The sequence below is a fragment of the Brevundimonas sp. KM4 genome (genome assembly GCF_000964075.1).
Classification (GTDB): domain Bacteria; phylum Pseudomonadota; class Alphaproteobacteria; order Caulobacterales; family Caulobacteraceae; genus Brevundimonas; species Brevundimonas huaxiensis.
Map to the genome: position 1 here is coordinate 197,779 of NZ_JZRG01000018.1, position 21,040 is coordinate 218,818.

Here is a 21,040-nt window from a genome sequence, read left to right on the forward strand (position 1 = left end):
GGTCGTAAACCTGCGATACCGCGCCGCTACGGAACATTCCCTATGGCCGCGTTTACCGTCCGAAATCTTCTGGGCGGCAAAACAGCGTCAGTTGCGTAGCGTTGAGTACCCCACAGCGCCGCAGGTCCCCACGGCCTGTGGCGCTGTTTTTTTCAGACGGCTTCGTTCAGCAGGGCGGCCTTGTAGTCGCCGACCCACAGGTTCCTGAACCGGCGCGAACGCTCGGCGTGATAGATGTGGGCCAGTTCGGCGTAGGATCGGTCGAAATCCTCGTTGACCAGCACATAGTCGAACGCGTCGCAGTGTTCGATCTCGCCCTTGGCGTTGGCCACGCGGCGCTCGATCACGTCGTCGGCATCCTGTGAGCGGGTGACGAGACGACGACGCAGTTCTTCCAGGCTGGGCGGCAGGATGAAGACGCGCACGGCGTCCTCCGGGCATTTCTCGGCGACATCGCGTGCGCCCTGCCAGTCGATGTCGAACAGCACGTCGCGTCCCTCGGCCAGCGCCTTGTCCACCGGGCCGCGCGGGCTGCCATAGCGATTGCCGTGGACGTCCGCCCATTCCAGGAAGGCGTCCTCGTCGATCAGGCGCTGAAACTCGTCATGGCCGACGAAGTTGTAGTCGCGCCCATGCACCTCGCCCGGCCGGATGCCGCGCGTGGTCATGGAGACGGACAGCTCCAGCCCGCCATGATCGGCCATCAACCGGCGGCAAAGCGAGGTCTTGCCGGCACCCGAAGGACTGGCGACGATCAGGAGGACGCCCCGGCGGGGGCTGCGTTCATTCGACATTCTGGACCTGCTCACGCAACTGTTCGATGACGGCCTTGAGCTCCAGGCCGATTCCGGTGAGCGCGGTCGTAGCGGATTTCGAGCACAGCGTGTTGGCCTCACGCATGAATTCTTGCATCCGAAAGTCGAGTTTCCGCCCGGCGGGCGCCGAGGCCACAAGCTGACGCGCCGAGGCGACATGAGCGGTCAGCCGATCCAGCTCCTCGCGCACGTCGGCCTTTGTCGCCAGAGCGGCGGCTTCCAGGAAAATTCGATCCTCAAGCCCCGGCGCATCGGGCGCCAGTTCGGAGATTCGGCGGGTGAAGCGATCACGGATGGCCTCGACCTGCGCAGCCGCCTCGCCTTCCGCCTGGACGACCAGCGCCTCGATCCGAGCGATGAATTCGTCCAGCACCGGCGTCAGCTGCGCGCCCTCATTCTGGCGTGACGCCTTCAGCGCATCCAGCGCCTCTTCGACTGTGCGGATCATGGCCCCCTCGACCGCCGCCCGCGCCTCGGGATCGTCCGTCTCTTCGGGGGCCTCGATCACGCCGCGCAGGGCCAGCAGGCCGTCGGCGGACGGCGGCGTTGCGCCGTCCTCGGCCAGTTCGTTCGCGAGCGTCAGATAGCGCGCCAACACGGCGGCGTTGATCGTGACCGCCGCCTCGCCGGCTTCGGCTCGCTTGGCCTGAACGCCGATGGTGACCTGGCCCCGCGCGAACCGCGCCTGGCCGGCGGCCTTGGCCGCGCGCTCCAGCCCGTCGAAACCGTTCGGCCCGCGAAATCGGATCTCCAGATTGCGCCCGTTGACCGAACGCGCCTCGACCGACCAGGCCCAGCCTTCGCCGGCCCCATCTGCCCGGCCAAAGCCGGTCATGCCAGATAGGGTGCTCATTGGGGCCCCTGCGTCGCGCCGGCCGGAAGGGTGATCGTCGCCTGACCGTTCTCGACCGACGTGGCGGCCGGCTCGCTCGTCATCGGCGCCGCACTGGTTCCCGGCGTGGCGGGCGGCGTCGCTTCCGGCGGCAGGCCCGCCTTCTGGCGCTCGATCTGACGCCACCGCGCGACGTTTTGCAGATGCTCGTCATAGGTCAGGGCGAAGGCGTGTCCGCCGGACCCATCGGCCACGAAGAACAGGGCCGGATCGGCCGGCGGGTTCAACACCGCCTTGACGGCCTCCTTGCCCGGATTGGCGATGGGCGTCGGCGGGAGCCCGTTGATCTGGTAGGTGTTCCACGGCGTCGGGGCCAGCAGCTCCGAGCGCCGGATGCCCCGTCCCAACGGCCGACCCTTGGTCACGCCGTAGACGATGGTCGGATCACTCTCCAACCGCATCCCCGCCCGCAGACGGTTCGAGAACACCGCAGCGACTCGGGGCCGTTCCGCCGCCAGCGCGGTCTCCTTCTCCACGATAGAGGCCAGGATCACCGCCTCTTCCGGCGTGCGCGCCACGGTCGCGGGCGACCTCTGGCTCCACAGCAGACGTAGGTTCTCGGTCGCCGCGCGCTGCATCCGGTCTATCACCGACTGGCGGGTGTCCCCGCGCGAAACCTCATAGGTATCAGGCCACAGGCTGCCTTCCTCAGGCGTTTCGGCGACCGTCCCGGTTAGAACGGCCTCCTTGTTCAGGATGTCCACCGCCTGCAATGACGACCAGCCCTCAGGCAGGGTCACGAAATGGCGCACCACCCGCCCCTCGACCAGCAGGTTTAGCACCCCGGCCAGCGACGTGCCGGACGGCACCTCATATTCGCCGGCCCTCAGCCGCCGATCCGCGCCCGTCAAGGTCGCCGCCGCACGGAACAGGTCCGTCGAACGGATCACCCCCGCCGCCTTCATCCGCGCGGCGATGGCCGAGACGCCCGATCCGGTGGGCAGGGTGACGACCGTCGTCCGACCCTGCCGCGCGGACGGTCCCGGCGCATAATAGACCGCCCAGACGGCGATCAGCGCCACCAGCAAGAACAGGCCGAAGGTCGCAGACGCGGTCAGCAACGAGACCGTAAAGCCCGACCGCCCGCTGGATTTCTCGACCCGCCCGCGCCCGAACATCTCAGTCGACCTTCTTGAAGATCACCGAGGCGTTGGTGCCCCCGAAGCCGAAGCTGTTGGACATGGCCACATCGATCTTCATCGGCTTGGCGGTGTTGGGGACCAGGTCGATGGGCGTTTCCATCTCGGGGTCGTCCAGATTGATCGTCGGCGGCGCGATCTGATCGCGGATCGCCAGCACGCAGAAGGCCGCCTCGATGGCGCCTGCGGCGCCCAGCAGGTGGCCCGTCATCGACTTGGTCGAGCTGACCGTCAGGTTCTGCGCATGATCTCCGACCAGCCCCTCGATCCCCTTCAACTCGATCCAGTCGGCCATGGTCGAGGTGCCGTGGGCGTTGACATAGTCCAGGTCCGACGGCTGCAGACCGGCCCGCTTCAGCGCCGCCTTCATAGCCCGCACCCCGCCCTCGCCGTCCTCTGACGGGGCGGTGATGTGATAGGCGTCGCCGCTCATGCCGTAGCCCACGACCTCGGCATACATCTTGGCCCCGCGCGCCTTGGCGTGCTCGTATTCTTCCAGCACCAGGATGCCGGCGCCCTCGCCCATGACGAAGCCCGCATGGCCCCGGTCATAGGGCCGCGACGCCTTTTCAGGCGTGTCGTTATAGGCGGTGCACAGGGCCTTGCAGGCCAGGAAGCCCGCGATACCGATCGGCACGATCGAGCTTTCGGCCCCGCCCGCCACCATAACGTCCGCGTCATCCAGCGCGATCATCCGCGCCGCATCGCCGATGGCGTGGGCGCCGGTGGCGCAGGCGGTCACCGCCGCATGGTTCGGCCCCTTCAGGCCATGGCGGATCGAAATCTGCCCGCCGGCCAGATTGATCAGGGCGCTGGGGATGAAGAAGGGGCTGACGCGACGCACGCCCTGTTCCTTCAGCACGATAGCCGTGTCAGCGATGGGGCCCAGGCCGCCGATGCCGGAGCCGACCATCACGCCGGTGCGCTCCTTGTCCTCGTCCGTTTCGGGCTTCCAGTTCGCATCCGCAAGAGCCTCGTCCGCCGCCGCGATGGCGTACAGGATGAAGTCGTCGACACGCTTCCTGTCCTTGGCGGACATGATCTTGTCGGGGTCGAAGTCGCCCTCGCCGCCGCCGCCGCGTCCATCCACGCTCGGCACTTCGCCGGCGATGGTGCAGCCATAGCCCTCGGTGTCGAAGGCCGTGATCGGACCGATGCCCGACCGTCCCTCGACAATGCCTTTCCAGCTCTTCTCGACGCCCCAACCCAGGGGGGTCAGCAGACCGATGCCCGTAACGACGACGCGGCGCATGGTGCGTGCTCCCTTATCTCCAGCCCGACCCTTCGGAATCATCGCGGATTCGCGCGGGTCAGAAACAGTAAAGGCCGCCGGGCGTCTCCGCTAGGAGCGCCGGGCGGCCCTGTGAACCGTCAGCCTGTTCGGCCGATATCGGCGACTGAGATCAGCCGGCCGACTTTTCGTCGATGAACTTGACCGCATCGCCGACCGTCTGGATGTGCTCGGCGGCGTCATCCGGGATCTCGATGTCGAATTCTTCTTCGAAGGCCATCACCAGCTCGACGTTGTCGAGCGAGTCGGCGCCTAGGTCGTCGATGAAGCTGGCCTTTTCGGTGACCTTGTCCGGATCGGCGTCCAGATGGTCGATGACGATCTTGCGAACGCGCTCGAGGGTGTCGGACATGAGTGTCTCTCTGCCTGTTTGAAATCGCCGTAGAGGCGGGGGTAGCTCAGAAATCGCCGTCTCACGGCAGCGTTGGCGACGCAAGCCCGAAGGCTGTGATCGACAATGCATCCCTGCCCTTTAGCACAGCCTTTCGGGCAGGAAATAGTCTGTTGCGTGACGTGATGACGATCAGATCATCGCCATGCCGCCGTTCACGTGCAGGGTCTGGCCCGTCACATAGGCGGCTTCGTCGGACGACAGATAGACGGCGGCGGCGGCGATCTCGTCGCCCGTGCCCAGCCGGCCCGCCGGAATCTTCGTCAGAATGGTCTCGCGCTGCTGATCGTTCAGCACGTCGGTCATGGGCGAGGCGATGAAGCCCGGCGCGATGCAGTTGACGGTGATGCCGCGCGAGCCGACCTCCTGGGCCAGCGACTTGGAAAAGCCGATCATCCCGGCCTTGGACGCCGAATAGTTGGTCTGGCCCGGATTGCCGGTCACGCCGACGACCGAGGTGACGCCGATGATTCGGCCCGAACGGCGCTTCATCATGCCTTTCACCGCCGCGCGGGTCAGGCGGAAATAGCTTTCCAGATTGACGGTCAGGACGGACTGAAAGTCCTCGTCCTTCATCCGCATCAGCAGGCCGTCCTTGGTGATACCGGCGTTGGCGACCAGGATGTCCAACGGCGCGCCCGCCGCCGTCTCGGCGGCAGCGACCAGATTGTCGACCGACTCGGGATCCGACAGGTTCGCCGTGGCGAAATGCGCCCGCTCTCCCAGTTCCTTGGCCAGATCCGCCAGCACCGCCTCGCGCGTGCCTGACAACACCACGGTCGCGCCCTGAGCATGCAGCGCCCGCGCCACCGCCCCGCCGATCCCGCCCGTCGCGCCGGTCACCAGCGCGGTCTTGCCTGCAAGATTGAACATTTGTGTCTCTCCGAAGTGGCGAGTGATGAGTGTCGAGTGACGAGGAAAAGCAAAGTCGCGTGACGAAGCCGTCGCCACGCGCCCCGCGTCACCCCCTGGCGAAGGCTTCGAGCTCTTCCGGCGTATTTAGCGGCAGGGCCTCGGCGTCCGGCGCGATCCGCTTGGCCATGCCGGTCAGCACCTTGCCTGAGCCGATCTCGACGAAGCGGGTCACGCCGCCTTCGGTCGACATCCACTCCATGCTCTCACGCCAGCGCACCCGGCCGGTGAGTTGCTCGACCAGCAGGCGGCGGATGACCTCTGGATCGCTCTCCGGCCGCGCTAGGACGTTCGCCACCACCGGCACGACCGGCGCGACGATCTTCGCCTCGGCCAGGGCGGCGGCCATCTCGTCGGCGGCCGGCTGCATCAGCGGACAGTGGAAGGGCGCCGAGACGTTCAGCGGAATCGCTCGCGCGCCCAGTTCCTTGGCCTTCTCGATGGCCCGGTCCACAGCGGCCTTCTCGCCCGAGATGACGATGTTGCCGTTGTTGTTGTCATTGGCGACCACGCAGACGCCGACTTCCGAACCGGCCGCTGCAGCCGCTTCCGCCAGCGCGAGATCCGTCTTGGGTCCGATCAGCGAGGCCATCGCCCCCTGCCCCACCGGCACGGCGCGCTGCATGGCTTGGCCGCGCAGCTTCAGCAGCCGCGCCGTATCCGACAGCGAGATCGCGCCCGCCGCCGCCAGCGCCGAATATTCGCCCAGCGAGTGACCGGCCACATAGGCCGCGCTCGCCACATCAAAGCCGAACTCGGCCTTCAACGCCCGGATCGCCGCCACGGAAACCGCCATGAGCGCGGGCTGGGCGTTCTCGGTCAGGGTCAGCTGGTCCTCGGGGCCATCGCGCATCAGCACCGACAGTTTCTGGCCCAGCGCCTCGTCCACCTCGGCGAAGACGTCGCGGGCGGATTGGAAGGCGTCGGCCAGTTGCGCGCCCATGCCGACGGCCTGGCTGCCCTGTCCCGGAAACAGAAGTGCGAGGGTCATCGACCGCTCCCTGAATCATTGATCAAGAGCGCCGACCCGTAAGCCCAGACTTACCCGAGGGCAAGCGGAGGTGGTGGGTGCTGTGCGTCGGACCAACTCCACGACCGCAGGCATGCTGCGATGAGAGCGCCTAGCGGCGCCCGGATTTCCCCAGCAGTCGATCGCGCGCGGCGTTGACGCGCGTCGCCAGCCCCTCCGTGCCGCCCTGATCGGGGTGGGCGCGGGCCATGGCGCGTTTCCAGGCTGCGCGGATTTCGGCCTGGGTCGCGGCTGGCCCGACACCCAGCACGGCGCGGGCGTCCGCTTCGCTGATGGGTTCGGATCGGATGATCGGTCGCTGCCGGGACGACCAGGCCAGATAGAGCCCTGACCCGGCCAGAGCCGCCGCCGTCAGCCATGATCCCCGAAACGCCGCCAGCGCACCGCCGGCCAACAGAACCGCACCCAGCAGGGTCGCCGTCACGCGCCAGTGAGCGCGCCCACGTCGCTCGGTCTGTCGGCCCAGCCGCACCAGCGCCCAGACGGCGATCGCCGCCAGGGCCAGCCAGATCAAACCCATCAGGCGATCAGGCCGCCACGTCCAAAGGGCTGAGGACCTGCTCCAGACCCATGGCCATCATCAGATTGCGCATCTCCTGGCGCGCAGCGACGTGGGCCAGTGACACCGCGACCGGCCGGATGTCGTTCGACAGGTCCGCCACCGTCAGGCCGAACGGGAACAGCTCGCGATAGATGACCCGGTCGCGCAGGCCCGGGCCGACGCGGAAGCCGACGCGTTTGGCCAGCTTGGTCATCCGTTCTTCCAGACGTTTGCGGTTGCGCGCCTCCGCGACGGCGAGGCGATTGGTGACCACCAGCCAGTCGATCGTCGCGTGACGCCCCTGGGCGATGGCGCGCTGCTTGCGCGCCTCCCAGACGCTCTCGGAATAGATGGAGGGCTTCAGTAGCTCCAGGGTGACCGGATCGACGTCGCCCAGCAGGTCGAAATCGACGAAGCTGTCGTTCATCGGCGTCACGATCTGATCGGCGCGGGCGTGGGCGGCGCTCGAAACGGCCGTGTCCCCCCCGGGCGTGTCGATCAGGATGCAATCGACGCCCCGCGCCGCCGCCTCATCGAAGGCGCGCTCGAAGGTGGCGATCTGTTCGGCCACGTCCGCCTTGGCCAGGGCCTTGCCGTCGCCCATATCGGGCACGAAGGGTTGGGGAAGCTCGTGACCGTTCGCGGCCAGCCAGGCGGCGCGGTTCTGGAAGAAGCGCTGCATCGAGCGCTGGCGCAGGTCCAGATCGATGATCGCCACCGAGCGCCCCGCGTGCAGCAGGCCGGTCACGATGTGGATGGCCAGGGTGGACTTGCCCGCCCCGCCCTTTTCGTTGCCGAGGACGATCACATGCGGCTGCGTCATTCGAGGGAATCCTCTGTGCCGACCGCGCGACTCAGGCTGCGCGGTCCTAGGTCCACAGAGACTCGGCCTCAAAGCGCCAAACGTCAACGGAACCTTAATGCAGACCTGTGGACGGCGAACCGGGGTCGGTCAGCTGTTACGCGCGCACCAGGCGTCGCCGACAGCGGCGGAGCGGCAGACCGCAGCGGAGGTTTCGGTGGAGACCGGCCCGACCTTCAGCCGCGTCAGCCGACGGCCGCCCACCTCGACCTCCTGATAGATCGGCGATAATCCCGACAGGTCTGACGTGGCCTTCATCCGATCCCAGGCCTGACGCGCGCCGGCAGCACTGGAATAGGCGCCCAGTTGGATCGTTCGCCCGGTTTCCGGCGCCGCCGTGAGACTGGCGGGACGCAAGACGGGGGCCTGCACCCGCGAGATCGCCTCATCCGCCACGGCTTTGACAACCGCGGGCGAGGCAGCCCGGACAACCGCGTCCCGCAGGCCTGCATCTTCACCGACGGGGCGAAGGCCTGCCTGGACGTCTCGGGCGTCCCACATGGCGTGCGGATCCATGACCGCCACCTTGACCGGCGTGAAGCGCACGGGCCGCAGTCCGGCCTTTTCAGCAACGGCATCCCGGGTCTCGCGATCGCGCGCCGAGAGCGGAATGTCGATCGCCGCGACGTTCTCGGCCATCGTGCTGAATCGATGGGGATCGCTGTCCACTGCGCCGCAGCCGGCGACGGCGAGGCTGCTGGCGAAGGCCAGGGCGATCAAAGCTGGACGGGTCGCTGCTGCGGGCGTCATAAGCACGACCCTAGAGCCCAGAATTTGCGGTCTGGTGCATCAACAGGCTTAAGCGGAAAGGTTAATCGCTTCATCATGATAGACGCCGCACCCCCGTTTACCCCTTTGGACGTCGTCCGCACCGTCGCCGATCTGCGCGCGGTCGTCCGGGACTGGAAACGTCAAGGCCTGAGCGTCGGCATGGTTCCGACCATGGGGGCCCTGCATGAAGGCCACCTGACCCTGGTTCGCGAGGCCGCGCGCCGCGCCGACCGCGTCGTCGCCTCCAACTTCGTCAATCCGACCCAGTTCGCGGCGCACGAGGATCTGGGCAAATACCCTCGCCAGCTGGAAGAAGACGCCCGTCTGCTGTCCGGCGCCGGCTGCCATCTGATGTTCGCGCCCTCAGCCGACGCCATGTACCCGGAAGGCTTTGCGACAACCGTCGCCGTCGCCGGGCCGGCGCTGGGTCTGGAAGGCGACTTCCGGCCGCAGATGTTCGGCGGAGTCGCCCTGGTCGTCACCAAGCTGTTCAACCAGGTGCAGCCTGATGTCGCGGTCTTTGGCGAGAAGGACTATCAGCAGCTGATGGTCGTACGGCGGTTCGTGCGCGATCTGGACCTGCCGGTCGAGATCGTCGGGGCGCCGACGGAGCGGGACGGTTGGGGCCTGGCCCTGTCGTCACGCAACGCCTATCTGTCGGAGGCTGAGCTTGAGACCGCCCGCCGGTTGAACGGCATTCTGGCGGAGGCCGGCGTCCATGCCTCGAGCGGCCGCCCCCTGCCCGGTGTCGAGCGTGAAGCCTATGCCGCCCTGCTGAAAGCCGGGTTTGATCGGGTCGATTACGTCGCCATTCGCCACGCCGAGGACCTGACGCCGTTCCGCAACGACATCGTCGACGCCCCCGCCCGCATCCTGGCCGCCGCCTGGCTGGGCAAGACGCGACTGATCGACAATATGGCGGTCTGAAAAGAAGGGCCGCATCCGTTTCTGGACATAGGCCGGCGAATTGCACGTGTGACAAGTGGTGCAATGGCGTGCAATCTGACGCGGCGCATCGTTGTTTTCGTTGAGGAAAACAACAGAGCCCGAATTGCACAGTGCAACGAAGTGCAGTTCGGGCCTAAAAGCTGGACTACAGTCGAACGAGCCGGAGTGTCGTCGAGGGATGGCGCTGTCTAAGACCGAGCCGGCATCATAACCGCGTTTGACGTCGGGCTCAGGAAAAAGCCGATACCGTCCGTCAAGCCGTTGAAAAGATGCGATTTCGCTCAGACGAAATGCATGGCTGGCGGCGATTGCATAGCAGCCGCCAGTCAAGACCTCGGGTTTTGCCTCAAACGCGGACGGAGCTAACCGATCGCGCCCACACAACCCTCTGCGTCGCCAGGCGCCAGATCGGCGTCGGTCAGGGCGATGGTCCAGCCGTGATGCGTGTTCAGGCCCCAGCGCCTTGCGCCGCCGCCATCGCCCGCGTCCCCACCGGCGGTGACCACCACGCGTCGGCCCTTGGGCAGAGCCGGCGGATCGATCTTGCCCACCGCCAGGGACGTCGGCGTCTCGCCGCCGTAACCGTCGAACACGCTCAGCATCGACCATTCGCGACGCAGGCCCATCCACCAGGCGTCTTCTGTATTGATCGCCAGCACGGCGATCCCGTGGCATTCGGCGGCGAAGGCCAGGGCCTTTTGCGGATCGCGCACCATCTTGATGTCGGCGGCGGCCCCGAAACGAAGGCGCGCGCCGTCATAGGCGCGGGTCGGTTCGATGGGAGCCCAGACCTGGACCTGAAGCCGGCCCTGGCGCGCCAAGCCCCAGCCGACAATCTCGCGCCACAGATGTTCGACCGCCTCGGCGTTCTCAGGCTTGGCCTGCTTCAGCATGCGCGAGAGGACGGTCTGCTCGCGATCGGGACGCAGCTTGGTGTGCGGGCCGGTGGGCGCGTCCTTGGCTCGGCCGACGGTGGCGGCGATGGCCAGGCGCTGCTCGAAGAGCGCCAGGATCTGGTCGTCGATGCCGTCGATCTCGGCGCGAAGGGCGGCCAGCGCCTGCTGTTCGGGGGTCAGGTCGGCCACGTCAGGCCAGACTTGCTGAAGATTGGAATGGGGCATGGAAAAGGGCTTTCGGCATTCTGGGATTCGATATGTGCAGGAGCGAACAGCCGCTCTGATCCAGAGCGGTCGCCGGTGAAGCAGTCAGGGACGGAGTGCGCCCGACGCCTCAGCCGGCGTATCGAAAGCCGTAAAAGCCGTAGCCGAAATAGAGGCCGGAAACCGCGCGCGAACGGTCGAAAGAAACAGAGAGAGCGCGCAGGCGGGACATGGTCCGGTTCCGGTTTATGCGGATCGTGTTGCGATCCGTGGATGTCTTAAGGACGCAAAGACCGTGCGCCGTCAACCCTCTGGAAAGCTCAACAGGACAAAACGCGTCTGATTATCGCCGGAATCCTGCAAGTCGTTGCGCAGGATCGACAGGCCGTACACCTCGGCGGCGCCGACTGGGGCGATGGCCGCCCGTGTCGGGTCGCCCGCTTCGGCGACATCGCGCGCCGCGCCTGCGGTATCGAAATGCTCGACCACCTCGACATTCAAACCGGCCAGCGTGTCCTTGCACTGGGCCAGGGCGATGGGATGGCTCTCGACGGTTCGGATATCGGACAGACGCGCGCCGTCGATCGCCATCAGCGCATGACGGATCGGCCGCCAGACCTGAGCGACCGGCTCCACGCCAAGCGCACCGACCAGCGTCGCCGCCGGCTCGACCACGCCGATGGTGGAGTTCTCGACCGGGATCAGGGCGCAACCGCAGTCGCCGGCGCGCAGCGCATCCAGGGCCTGGTCGAAGGTTTCGAACGCCACAGCCTCGTCCCACGGACGCAGGGCCAGACAAGCCTCATGGCTGAACGATCCGGGCGCGCCCTGATAGGCGACCCGGCCGGGCTTTTCCTCAGTTGGAGCCGTTACTTGCATCGATCACTCCCTCGGTCTCAGATCGATCTGGCGCTGCCTCGGTGGCGTCACCATGACCGGATCGGCCCGCATTTGGGGCGCTGACGACGGCTAGGCCGCCGCCGACTGCGCCACCCGTCCGGCCTTCAGCCGCTCCGCGACCAGGAAGGCCAGCTCCAGCGCCTGGTCGGCGTTTAGGCGCGGATCGCAGTGGGTGTGGTAGCGATTGGACAGATCGTCCTCTGTAACCGCCTGGGCGCCGCCGATGCATTCGGTGACGTTCTGGCCGGTCATTTCCAGATGGACGCCGCCGGGGTGGACGCCTTCCGCCTCGGCCACGTCGATGAAGGTCCGAACTTCGCCAAGGATGCGGTCGAACGGCCGGGTCTTGTAGCCGTTGCCGGCCTTCAGCGTATTGCCGTGCATCGGGTCGATGGACCAGATGACCTTGCGGCCCGAGGCCTTCACTTCGCGCATCAGCCTGGGCAGGCGCTCGCCGACCTTGTCGTGACCGAAGCGTCCGATCAGCGTCAGACGACCCGAGACATTGTCCGGGTTCAGGGCGTCGATCAGGGGCAGCAGATCGTCGGCCGTCATGGTCGGCCCGCACTTTACGCCGATGGGATTCTTGATCCCCTTCATGAACTCGACGTGGGCGCCGTCCAGCTGACGGGTGCGCTCGCCGATCCACAGCATATGGGCTGAGGTGTCGAACCATTCGCCGGAACCGCCGTCCAGACGCGTCAGGGCGCTTTCGACGTTCAGCAGCAGGGCCTCGTGGCTGGTGAAGACCTCGACCCGGCTGAGGTCCGGATGGGTCTCGGGCGTAACGCCGACCGCCTCCATGAAGGCTAGGGCCTCGGTGATCTTGTCGGCCAGCTCGCGGTACTGGGCGCCGGCGGCGTTGTCGCCCGCGAAGCCCAGGGTCCAGCGATGGATGTTGTACAGATCCGCATAGCCGCCGCCGGCAAAGGCGCGCAGCAGGTTCAGCGTCGAGGCCGACTGGTTGTAGGCGCGGATCAGACGCTGCGGATCAGGCGCGCGCTCTTCCGGCGTGAAGCCCATGCCGTTGATGATGTCGCCGCGATAGCTGGGCAGTTCGACGCCGTCGATCTCTTCCAGCGGCGACGAGCGAGGCTTGGCGAACTGGCCCGCGATCCGTCCCACCTTCACCACCGGCTTGCGTCCGGCGAAGGTCAGGACGACCGCCATTTGAAGGATCAGGCGGAAGGTGTCGCGGATATTGTCGGTCGAGAACTCCTTGAAGCTTTCGGCGCAGTCGCCGCCCTGGAGCAGGAAGGCGTCGCCCCGCTCGACCTGCGCCAGCTTCGACGTCAGGCGCCGCGCTTCGCCGGCGAAGACCAGCGGCGGCAAGGCGCGCAACTCGTCTTCCACCCGCGCGAGGGCGGCAGGATCCGGATAGTCCGCCGGCATGTGCAGGGCGGTCTTTGTTCTCCAGCTTTCGGGGGTCCAGCGTGTCATCGCGCAAGAATAGGACTTCACGCCTATTCAAACAACGAAAAGACAGGCGGATTTTGCCGCGAAATGTCAGTCTTCCGAAGAAGGCGACTTTTCCGCCGCAGCTTCGGCCTTGCGTTCAGCCTTGGCCGCCGCCTTCTCGGCCGCCTTCAGCGCCGCGGCGCGCTCGCGTTCCTGACGCTCGAAGCTGTAGTTGGGTTTGCGAGCCATCGGCGTCCTCGTCTTATCTCGTGTCCTGGCGGTAAAGGTGGCGATGCAGGGAGCCGGACGCAATCGCCAAATCCAGCACTCTGCAAAATCGGCTCACAGCAGTCTTTCCTTGCGCGTCAAAATCTTGGCGGCGGCGTCGAAGGCGATGAACAGACGGGCTAGAAGGGTCATGGGCTCTGAACGCTTGGCCCTGTTCGATGTTCAGTCCCGCGAACCTTCGTCGCACCCGAAAGGCAGGCGCCCATGTCGACCCAATCCATCCTCCTCGGCGGTGTCGAAGCCGGCGGCACCAAGTTCATCTGCGGCGTCGCCGCCGCCGACGGCGTGATCATCGACCAGATCCGCATCCCGACGACGTCGCCCGACGAGACGCTGGATGCGGTCGCGGCCTTCTTCGTCGACGCACAGTCGAAACACGACCGGCTTTCGGCTTTGGCGATCGTCAGTTTCGGCCCTCTGTCGTTGAAGCCCGACGCGCCGGATTTCGGCGCCATCACCAGCACGCCCAAGCCCGGCTGGAGCGACATCAACCTGTTGGCCCGTCTGCGCCGGCGCCTCGATGTTCCCATGACGCTGGACACCGATGTGAACGGCGCGGCCGTGGGCGAACGCCTGTTCGGCAGCGGGCAAGGACTGGAGAGCTTCTGCTACGTCACGGTCGGCACGGGCGTGGGTATCGGGGTGATGATCGACGGCGCACCGCATGGCGGGGCGAACCATCCCGAAGCCGGTCATATCCGGCTGCCCCGCGCCAAGGGCGACGAGACGTTCTCGGGCGTTTGTCCCTTCCACGGCGACTGCCTGGAAGGCCTGGCGAGCGGGCCGGCGCTGAAGGCGCGCTGGAGCGCGGCCGCCGAAACGTTTTCCCACGATCATCCGGCCTGGCCGATGGCAGCGGAGTATATCGCCGGTCTGTGCGCCAACCTGACCTACACGCTGCGGCCCGAGCGAATCATCATCGGCGGCGGCGTGATGCAGCCGCACATGTACGATCTGGTCAGACAGGCGTTGGTGAGACAGCTCGGCGGCTATGACGCCAGCCTGAAAGGTCTGGACATGCAGACCTACATCGCGGCGCCGAGCGCGGGCGTGTCCGCCGGCCTGATCGGCGCATTGGCCCTCGCCTACCGTTCCATCACGGGCGCGTGGCCCAAGGACTGGCGCACGCAAGGCCGGGATTAGATCGAAGTGGAGATGGTGGACGCGACAGGGATTGAACCTGTGACCCCCTCGGTGTGAACGAGGTGCTCTCCCGCTGAGCTACGCGTCCTTGCCTTGCGGAGGCGGCGACATAGCCCGGTCGCCGGCCCCGCGCAAGCGCCTGTTTCAGATTCCGGCGGCGCGAACGCCTTCGGGCGTATCGGCTTCCGGGTCGCCCGGCAGCCAGGCGACGTGACCGTTGTAGATGTCTTGGTTGAGGATGCCCTCTTCCTTGGCGACCAGCACCGGCACCAGCATCTGTCCGGTGACGTTGGTCGCGGTGCGCATCATGTCGATGATCCGGTCGATGGCGACGATATAGCCGATGCCTTCCAGCGGCAGGCCGGCGGTCGACAGGGTCAGGGTCAGCATGACGATGCTGGTGCCCGGCACGCCGGCCGTCCCCAGTGATCCGAGCACCGCCGTCAGGCCGATGAGGACGTATTGGGTCAGCGTCAGATCGATCTTGAAATACTGGGCGATGAAGATCGAGGCGATGGCCGGATAGATGGCCCCGCACCCGTCCATCTTCACATTGGCCCCCAGGGGCACGGCGAAGGCGGCGTAGGCCTGCGGCACGCCCAAACGCTCGACCGTCTGGCGAAGGGTGATCGGCAAAGTCCCCAGCGAGGAAGAGGTAGCGAACGCAGTCTGTTGGGCCGCGAAGGCGCCGCGGAAGAAGCTGGTCACCTTCAGCCCATGGACCTTCAGCAGGCCCGAATAGACGATCAGGATGTGGAACAGGCAGGCGGCGTAGATGGCCAGGATGAACTTCACCAGGGGCAGCAGCGCCTCCCAGCCGTAGCCGCCGACGACCGATCCGATCAGGCCGAACACGCCGATGGGCGTCAGCTGGATCACCCAGCGGGTGATGCGGAAAATGATGGCTGCCCCCTCATCCACCAGACGCCGAACGCCCTGCGCCCGGTCGCCCAGCGCCACCAAGGCCATGCCGACAAGGGCCGAGAAGAAGATGATCTGCAACACCTTGCCTTCGGCCAGGGCGGCGAACGGATTGGTCGGCACGACGCCGATCAAGACTTCCAGCGGGGTCGGGATTACGCGCTCTTTAACCTCGCCCAGCGGCAGGTTGGACAGGCCGACGCCCGGATTGATGATGTGACCGAAGGCGAAACCGACCAGCACCGCCAGCAGCGACGTGATGGCGAACCAGAGGATGGTTCGCACCCCCAGCCGCACAGCCCCCGCCCCTTCCCCCAGCTTGGCGATGGAACTGGCGATGGTGAACAGCACCAGCGGCGCCACCACCATGCGGATCAGGTTCAGATAGACGTCGCCGATCGGCTGAAGCCAGGTCTCGGCCCGCTCGCGCAGGATCAGCCCGGCGATGATGCCGAGGATGAAGCCGGCGGCGGTCCGCTGCCACAGCGGAATCTTGAAAAAGCGAGCGAGCATGACGGCACTTTCAACTGGGGTGCGCCAATCTGTCCATCGCCATGGCGATCCGCAACCGCAGCAGCGATCATTCAGCCAACAGATTTCCTGTCGGCTGGCTTCAGAATTTCAGCGCCCGCCGCACGTAGAAGTCGGAGAGAATGCCGTCGATCGCCTCTTCGACGTCTTCGAAGGCATCGATCAGCACGTCCCCGCCCAGGTCTTCAACAGGCGTCGGCGTAAAGCCGAAGGTCGTCAGAATGCAGGGCATGCTGGCGTCTTTGGCGGCGTCCGCGTCCGGCGAAGCGTCTCCCACCATAATGGCTCGTTCGGGATCGCCGCCTGCGATCACGACGGCCTCCTTCAAATGGGCGCCTGAGGGCTTGCGCGCGCTGACCCGATCCGGGCCGACGATGGCGGCGAAATGTCGGGTCAAGTCCAGTTTGCCCAACAACAACTCCGACAGGTCCGAACGCTTGTTGGTAGCCACGACCAGGATAGCGCCCCGCTCGCTGAGCCGCTCCAGCGTCTCGACTACGCCCTCGAAAGGCTGCGAGCCGTCGGCGATATGGGCGGCGTAATCGACCAGGAACCGCTCGAACAGTTCGTCGGACTTGGCCCGCTCGACCGGCGCGCCGGCGGCTTCGAAGCCGTGCACCAGCAGCGCCCGCGCGCCCGATCCGATCAGGCTCGAGGCGGACTCCATCGGCACGGGCGGCAGCCCCTCCTCGACCAGCATCCGGTTCAGCGTGCCGATCAGGTCCGGGGCGGAATCGACCAGCGTGCCGTCAAGGTCGAAGGCGATGGTCCAGCCTTCCAGGTCGCGATCGCTCATCCACATCTCCCGCTGGCCCGCATGATGGGCTAGATCGCAGGACGACTAGACTGCGAGACGATTCATGACCAGCCAGACGCGCGCCCGCGCCGCCATCATTCTCGCCGCCGGCCAGGGCACGCGGATGAAGTCGCCGCTGCCCAAGGTGCTGCACCCCGTCGCCCACCGCGCCATGCTGGACCACGCCATCGATGCGGCGGAAGGCCTGGGGTGCGAACGCATCGTCGTCGTGGTCGGCAATCACTCGCCCGAGGTCCGGGCCCATGTGGTGAAACGGCTGGGCGAGGCCGCCATTGCGGTCCAGGACCCGCCGCTCGGCACCGGCCACGCGGTGCGCGCCGCCGAACAGGCGCTGGCCGGTTTCGACGGCGAGGTGGTCGTCACCTATGGCGACGTCCCTTTGCTGAAAGCCGCCGACATCGAGCCCGTGTTCAATGCGGACGGCGTGACCGTCATCGGGTTCGAGGCTCGCGATCCGGGCGCCTATGGCCGTCTGATCGTCGAAGGCGACACCCTGACCGCCATCACCGAGGCCAAGGAGGCGTCGTCAGACGTTCTCGCCATCACCGCCTGCAACTCCGGCGTCATGGCCGCGCCTGCGGCCCTGCTCTTCTCGCTGCTGGCCGAGGTGAAGAACGAAAACGCCAAGGGCGAATACTATCTGACGGATGTCGTCGCTCTGGCGCGGAAGGGCGGCCACCCGACCCGCGCCGTCTTCGCCGCAGAGGACGCGGTGATGGGCGTCAACTCCCAGGCCGAACTGGCTCAGGCCGAGGCCCTGTTTCAGACCGTGCAACGCGACACCTTCCTGGCGGCCGGCGTGACGATGGCGGCGCCCGAAACCGTCCATTTCGCCTGGGACACCCAGATCGGCGCCGGAACCGTCATTGAACCTTTCGTGGTCTTCGGTCCCGGCGCGGTGATCAATGCCGGCGCGCGCATTCGCAGCTTCAGCCATATCGAGGGCGCGCGGGTCTCGGCCGGCGCCGAGGTCGGTCCTTACGCGCGCCTGCGTCCCGGCGCGGACCTGGCGAAGGGGGTCAAGGTCGGCAACTTCGTCGAGGTCAAGAACGTGAAGATGGCCGAAGGCGCCAAGGCCAATCATCTGGCCTATCTGGGCGACGGATCGGTCGGCGCCGGCGCCAACGTCGGCGCAGGGACCATCTTCTGCAACTATGACGGCTTCAACAAGGCTCAGACCCAGGTCGGCGCCGGCGCCTTCATCGGATCGAATTCCAGCCTGGTGGCCCCGGTGGTCATCGGCGACGGCGCCCTGATCGCCTCCGGCTCCGTCATCACCGAGGACGTGCCCGCCGACGCCATGGCCTTCGGCCGCGCGCGCCAGACTGTCAAACCCGAAGCGGCTGCGGCCTTCCGTGCCGAAGCCAAGGTCAGGAAGGCTGCGAAATCCAAATGAGCGACCTCCAGAAGAAGAACGCCGGCGAGGCCGCCGCCGCCCACGTCGAGGCGGGCATGATCGTCGGGTTGGGCACCGGCTCGACGGCCGCCTGGTTCGTCAAGGCGCTGGCGGCGCGCAACCTGCCCGACCTGCGCTGCGTGCCGACATCGGAGAAGACCGCAGATCTCGCGCGCGAACTCGGGCTGACGCTCTCGACGCTGGAGGACACGCCCCGTATCGATCTGACCGTGGACGGCGCCGACGAGATCGGGCCGGGCCTGGCGCTGATCAAGGGGGGCGGAGCGGCCCTGTTGCGCGAGAAGCTGGTGTGGGAGGCCTCGGCACGCTGCATCGTCATCGCCGACGCGGCAAAGGTGGTGCCAGTGCTGGGAACCTTCCCCCTGCCGATCGAGGTCGTCGCCTTCGGTCACAAGACGACAGCCAACCGCATCGCCGATGTGCTGATCGACCACGACATCAACCAGCCGGCGCGCGTGCGTCAGGCGGATCGCGGCCTGGTCCGCACGGACGGCGGCAATCTGATCTATGACGCGGTCTGCAAGGCGATCCACGATCCGGTCCGTCTGGCCGACGATCTGAAACTGATCACCGGCGTGGTGGAGCACGGCCTGTTCCTGGATCTCGCCGACCTCGCCATCATCGGCACGGACGACGGCTTTGAGGAGCGTCTTCCCTAGGACACGCCCCGTCGGCTCAGCACCGCCGGGATCGTGCGCGCCAGGATCGCCAGATAGACGCCGACGGTGCGGTTTCTGACCAGCCAGACATCCATCGCGACACGGCGCGGATAGGGCACGGCGTTTCGGCCCGAGACCTGCCACAGCCCCGTCAGCCCCGGCCGGACCGCGCAGTAGTCGGCCAGTCGCCGGCCATATCGTGCAGCCTCATCGATCACGATCGGTCGGGGGCCGACCAGCGACATCTCGCCCCTCAACACATTGATCAGCTGAGGCAGTTCATCCAGGCTGAACCGTCGCAACAGGCGGCCCAACGACGTAACGCGCGGATCGTGTGTCAGCTTTCGCATCGCCTGCCATTCCGGATCAGAGGCTGAGGGCAGCGCTTGCTCCGCGCCTATATGCATCGAGCGAAACTTGAGGCAGTCGAACATTCGGCCGTCGCACCCGATCCGCTGCTGGCGAAAGATCGCGGACCCTCCGTCCTGCGCCCTGACGCCCAGAGCGATGACAAGGAAGAGCGGCCAGGTCAGAAGCAGACCTGTCAGGGCGAAGAGGACATCCATGGCGCGGGTCGGGTCAAGACGAATGCGGCGTCGAGACGCAACGACGCCGCGTGTCGACGTCACATCGCAGCCGGCCAATTCCGATGTCGACATTCAGCGCCCCCAAGCGTCACCATGACCTGGGATTGCGAGATTGGCAATCTTGGCGCGTCTTCAGCACAGATCGCTTAGATCAGTCGCCGCCCCACCAGCTTAGCGTGAACGGCGTGCGACGACCGTTGGCCGAAATCGTCCCGGTGACGACAGGCGTCTGATCTCCGAGATTGCGCCGCGCTGTCGCCAATGCGCCATGATCAATCCGCGCCGACAACTCCAACGGGCCCATGCCGGGTACGGAGCCGCGCATCTGGATCCGATCGTCGGTGACGACATAGGCGTCCGGCAGAACCCTGGCCTCGCCTTGCGGGCCGGTCAGCGACAGGATCAGCGGCGGCGAAGCGCGGGCCCCGCCGTCCCAGGCGGCGAAGGCCTCATCCTGACCGACAAACAGGGAAGCCACGAGCGGCATCTCCCCCTCACCTGTCGGGCGATAGTCGCCCGAAATATCACCGCTCAGACGATGCTGGAACGTCGCTTCCGGCATCGACGTCGGTGTCGCGGCGTCGCGCCGCTCGCATGCCGCCAAGCTCAGCACGGCCATGACCGCGACGATCACCCATGAAGATCTCATCGATCAAGCGCCTGATCCAAGGCGCGGAACCCGGCGATGGCGATCTCGGTCGCGCTAGTGAAGACCGACGGCGTGATCCGGTCGAAGGTGTCGCTCGGTCGATGGTAATCGGGATGATAATCGACGCCCATGTACAGGAAGGGCACGCCCGCCTCGTTGAAGGCGCCATGATCGGAGGCGTCGACCCAGTTGTTCTCGCCCGTATCCTGCGGGGTGTCCTTGCCAAAGGCGAAGGACACGGCCCCGTTCGGCACCACGGCCTCAAGCACGGGGCGCAGATTGGGGTGCTGATAGGTCCCGGTGACCCACAGATGGCCATCCGTTTCCGCCCGCGCCGTCATGTCGAAGTTCAGGTTCAGGCTGAGTGACGACAGGGGCACCGGCGGCGCCTTGACGAACTCGCGAGCCCCCAACAGCCCCCGCTCCTCGCCATCCAGCGCAACGATCAGCACGCTGTGTTCCGGCGGTTGGGCCTTCAGTCGCGCCGCCAACTCCAGCATCGTCGCCACGCCCGAGGCGTTGTCGTCGGCCCCGTGGAAGACCTGGCCGTCATTGACGCCGACATGGTCGTAGTGGGCAGTCACCACGATATAGCGGTCGGCGACGCGCGTTCCGGGAATCAGGCCGACGATGTTGACGCCGCTGAAGGTCTTCACGCCCTCGCGCGTGCGGCCCGGCGCCTCGAACCGCTGCAAACGCCCGAACGGCGCCGCCTGGACGCCCATAGCCTCCAGCCGCGACACGATATAGGCGCGCGCCCGCTCGCCGCCTTCCGAGCCCGTGTCGCGGCCCTGCATGTCGTCGGCCGACAGGATGCGCACGTCCTCCAGCAGTTGGCTCGTACCGGTCGCGACGGCGCTCGGCGCAATCGGCGCTGCCGGAGGAACGGCGGTGCAACCGCTGACGATCAGGGCGGCACCAGCTACGAAAAGGCAGAGGGTCGAACGAGTCATACAGGCTCCGATAGGGACGCGCGAACCTAGCGAAGAGCGGACGGCGCGTCAGCCTACGGTTCTGTCATCATCGGCTTTGCGCGAT

At 66.6% G+C, this 21,040-nt stretch carries 23 protein-coding genes and 1 tRNA gene; 4 read left to right on the forward strand and 20 right to left on the reverse strand.

Annotated elements, in window-relative coordinates:
* Positions 1-152 precede the first annotated feature (152 nt).
* The 10 genes from gmk to VH88_RS11035 form a co-directional block, all read right to left on the reverse strand.
* Positions 153-794 carry a guanylate kinase gene (gene gmk, locus VH88_RS10990; protein ID WP_039247959.1) on the reverse strand — a complete coding sequence of 214 codons (642 nt, stop codon included), beginning with the start codon at positions 792-794 and terminating at the stop codon, positions 153-155.
* Positions 784-1,668 (reverse strand): YicC/YloC family endoribonuclease, encoded by an 885-nt coding sequence (locus VH88_RS10995; protein WP_045811279.1) that lies wholly within the window; start codon positions 1,666-1,668, stop codon positions 784-786. Before VH88_RS10995 ends, gmk begins: the two co-directional genes overlap by 11 nt.
* Positions 1,665-2,825 (reverse strand): endolytic transglycosylase MltG, encoded by a 1,161-nt coding sequence (gene mltG / locus VH88_RS11000; protein ID WP_045811280.1) that lies wholly within the window; start codon positions 2,823-2,825, stop codon positions 1,665-1,667. Before mltG ends, VH88_RS10995 begins: the two co-directional genes overlap by 4 nt.
* 1 nt (position 2,826) lies before the next feature.
* Positions 2,827-4,098, reverse strand: a complete 1,272-nt coding sequence (gene fabF / locus VH88_RS11005; protein ID WP_045811281.1) for a beta-ketoacyl-ACP synthase II — start codon at positions 4,096-4,098, stop codon at positions 2,827-2,829.
* Positions 4,099-4,249: 151 nt separating this feature from the next.
* Positions 4,250-4,489, reverse strand: coding sequence for an acyl carrier protein (locus VH88_RS11010; protein WP_008264317.1), 240 nt, complete (start codon positions 4,487-4,489; stop codon positions 4,250-4,252).
* Positions 4,490-4,660: 171 nt separating this feature from the next.
* Positions 4,661-5,401, reverse strand: coding sequence for a 3-oxoacyl-[acyl-carrier-protein] reductase (gene fabG, locus VH88_RS11015; protein ID WP_045811282.1), 741 nt, complete (start codon positions 5,399-5,401; stop codon positions 4,661-4,663).
* Between the two features lie 88 nt (positions 5,402-5,489).
* Positions 5,490-6,431 (reverse strand): ACP S-malonyltransferase, encoded by a 942-nt coding sequence (gene fabD / locus VH88_RS11020; protein ID WP_045811283.1) that lies wholly within the window; start codon positions 6,429-6,431, stop codon positions 5,490-5,492.
* Between the two features lie 130 nt (positions 6,432-6,561).
* On the reverse strand, positions 6,562-6,990 hold the full coding sequence (locus VH88_RS11025; RefSeq protein ID WP_045811284.1) for a molecular chaperone DnaJ: 429 nt from the start codon (positions 6,988-6,990) through the stop codon (positions 6,562-6,564).
* A gap of 7 nt (positions 6,991-6,997) precedes the next feature.
* Positions 6,998-7,834, reverse strand: a complete 837-nt coding sequence (locus tag VH88_RS11030) for a division plane positioning ATPase MipZ (RefSeq protein ID WP_045811285.1) — start codon at positions 7,832-7,834, stop codon at positions 6,998-7,000.
* 129 nt (positions 7,835-7,963) lie between these two features.
* Positions 7,964-8,593 (reverse strand): SPOR domain-containing protein, encoded by a 630-nt coding sequence (locus VH88_RS11035; RefSeq protein WP_052689562.1) that lies wholly within the window; start codon positions 8,591-8,593, stop codon positions 7,964-7,966.
* 105 nt (positions 8,594-8,698) lie between these two features.
* Between VH88_RS11035 and panC the strand changes: the two genes are divergently transcribed.
* Positions 8,699-9,571, forward strand: a complete 873-nt coding sequence (panC, locus tag VH88_RS11040) for a pantoate--beta-alanine ligase (RefSeq protein ID WP_045811287.1) — start codon at positions 8,699-8,701, stop codon at positions 9,569-9,571.
* Between the two features lie 383 nt (positions 9,572-9,954).
* On the opposite strand, the gene VH88_RS11045 is transcribed toward panC, so the two are convergent.
* The 4 genes from VH88_RS11045 to VH88_RS16280 all read right to left on the reverse strand — a co-directional run bounded on the left by VH88_RS11045 (position 9,955) and on the right by VH88_RS16280 (position 13,239).
* Positions 9,955-10,713 (reverse strand): chorismate mutase, encoded by a 759-nt coding sequence (locus VH88_RS11045; protein ID WP_045811288.1) that lies wholly within the window; start codon positions 10,711-10,713, stop codon positions 9,955-9,957.
* A gap of 282 nt (positions 10,714-10,995) precedes the next feature.
* The gene (locus VH88_RS11050; protein WP_045811289.1) at positions 10,996-11,571 is read right to left on the reverse strand and encodes a prephenate dehydratase domain-containing protein; all 576 of its coding nucleotides are present in this window, start codon (positions 11,569-11,571) and stop codon (positions 10,996-10,998) included.
* A 90-nt stretch (positions 11,572-11,661) separates the two neighbouring features.
* Complete coding sequence (locus VH88_RS11055; RefSeq protein ID WP_045811290.1) at positions 11,662-13,032, reverse strand: class II 3-deoxy-7-phosphoheptulonate synthase; 1,371 nt, start codon at positions 13,030-13,032, stop codon at positions 11,662-11,664.
* A gap of 66 nt (positions 13,033-13,098) precedes the next feature.
* Entirely contained in the window at positions 13,099-13,239 is a 141-nt protein-coding gene (locus VH88_RS16280) for a hypothetical protein (RefSeq protein WP_165116349.1), read from the reverse strand.
* A 243-nt stretch (positions 13,240-13,482) separates the two neighbouring features.
* On the opposite strand from VH88_RS16280, the gene VH88_RS11060 reads away from it, so the two are divergent.
* Positions 13,483-14,421: an ROK family protein gene (locus tag VH88_RS11060; RefSeq protein ID WP_045811291.1), complete on the forward strand. Its 939-nt coding sequence runs from the start codon at positions 13,483-13,485 to the stop codon at positions 14,419-14,421.
* 13 nt (positions 14,422-14,434) lie between these two features.
* Here the strand turns inward: VH88_RS11060 and VH88_RS11065 are convergent.
* The 3 genes from VH88_RS11065 to VH88_RS11075 form a co-directional block, all read right to left on the reverse strand.
* Positions 14,435-14,509: transfer RNA gene (locus tag VH88_RS11065), tRNA-Val, on the reverse strand.
* A gap of 56 nt (positions 14,510-14,565) precedes the next feature.
* Positions 14,566-15,855, reverse strand: coding sequence for a dicarboxylate/amino acid:cation symporter (locus VH88_RS11070; RefSeq protein ID WP_045811292.1), 1,290 nt, complete (start codon positions 15,853-15,855; stop codon positions 14,566-14,568).
* A gap of 100 nt (positions 15,856-15,955) precedes the next feature.
* Complete coding sequence (locus tag VH88_RS11075; RefSeq protein WP_045811342.1) at positions 15,956-16,669, reverse strand: HAD-IA family hydrolase; 714 nt, start codon at positions 16,667-16,669, stop codon at positions 15,956-15,958.
* A gap of 64 nt (positions 16,670-16,733) precedes the next feature.
* Here VH88_RS11075 and glmU point away from each other — a divergent pair, with 64 nt between their 5' ends.
* Together glmU and rpiA are read left to right on the forward strand one after the other, a co-directional pair.
* Positions 16,734-18,086, forward strand: coding sequence for a bifunctional UDP-N-acetylglucosamine diphosphorylase/glucosamine-1-phosphate N-acetyltransferase GlmU (gene glmU, locus VH88_RS11080; RefSeq protein WP_045811293.1), 1,353 nt, complete (start codon positions 16,734-16,736; stop codon positions 18,084-18,086).
* The gene (rpiA, locus tag VH88_RS11085; RefSeq protein ID WP_045811294.1) at positions 18,083-18,766 is read left to right on the forward strand and encodes a ribose-5-phosphate isomerase RpiA; all 684 of its coding nucleotides are present in this window, start codon (positions 18,083-18,085) and stop codon (positions 18,764-18,766) included. The genes glmU and rpiA overlap by 4 nt, the downstream gene beginning before the upstream one ends.
* Here the strand turns inward: rpiA and VH88_RS11090 are convergent.
* From VH88_RS11090 to VH88_RS11100, 3 genes are all read right to left on the reverse strand, one after another.
* The gene (locus tag VH88_RS11090) at positions 18,763-19,425 is read right to left on the reverse strand and encodes a sugar transferase (protein WP_317134083.1); all 663 of its coding nucleotides are present in this window, start codon (positions 19,423-19,425) and stop codon (positions 18,763-18,765) included. The two genes, rpiA and VH88_RS11090, sit on opposite strands and share 4 nt — an antisense overlap.
* 79 nt (positions 19,426-19,504) lie before the next feature.
* Entirely contained in the window at positions 19,505-20,002 is a 498-nt protein-coding gene (locus VH88_RS11095; protein WP_045811296.1) for a hypothetical protein, read from the reverse strand.
* Entirely contained in the window at positions 19,999-20,955 is a 957-nt protein-coding gene (locus VH88_RS11100; protein ID WP_045811297.1) for a M28 family peptidase, read from the reverse strand. The genes VH88_RS11095 and VH88_RS11100 overlap by 4 nt, the downstream gene beginning before the upstream one ends.
* Between the last annotated feature and the right edge of the window lie 85 nt (positions 20,956-21,040).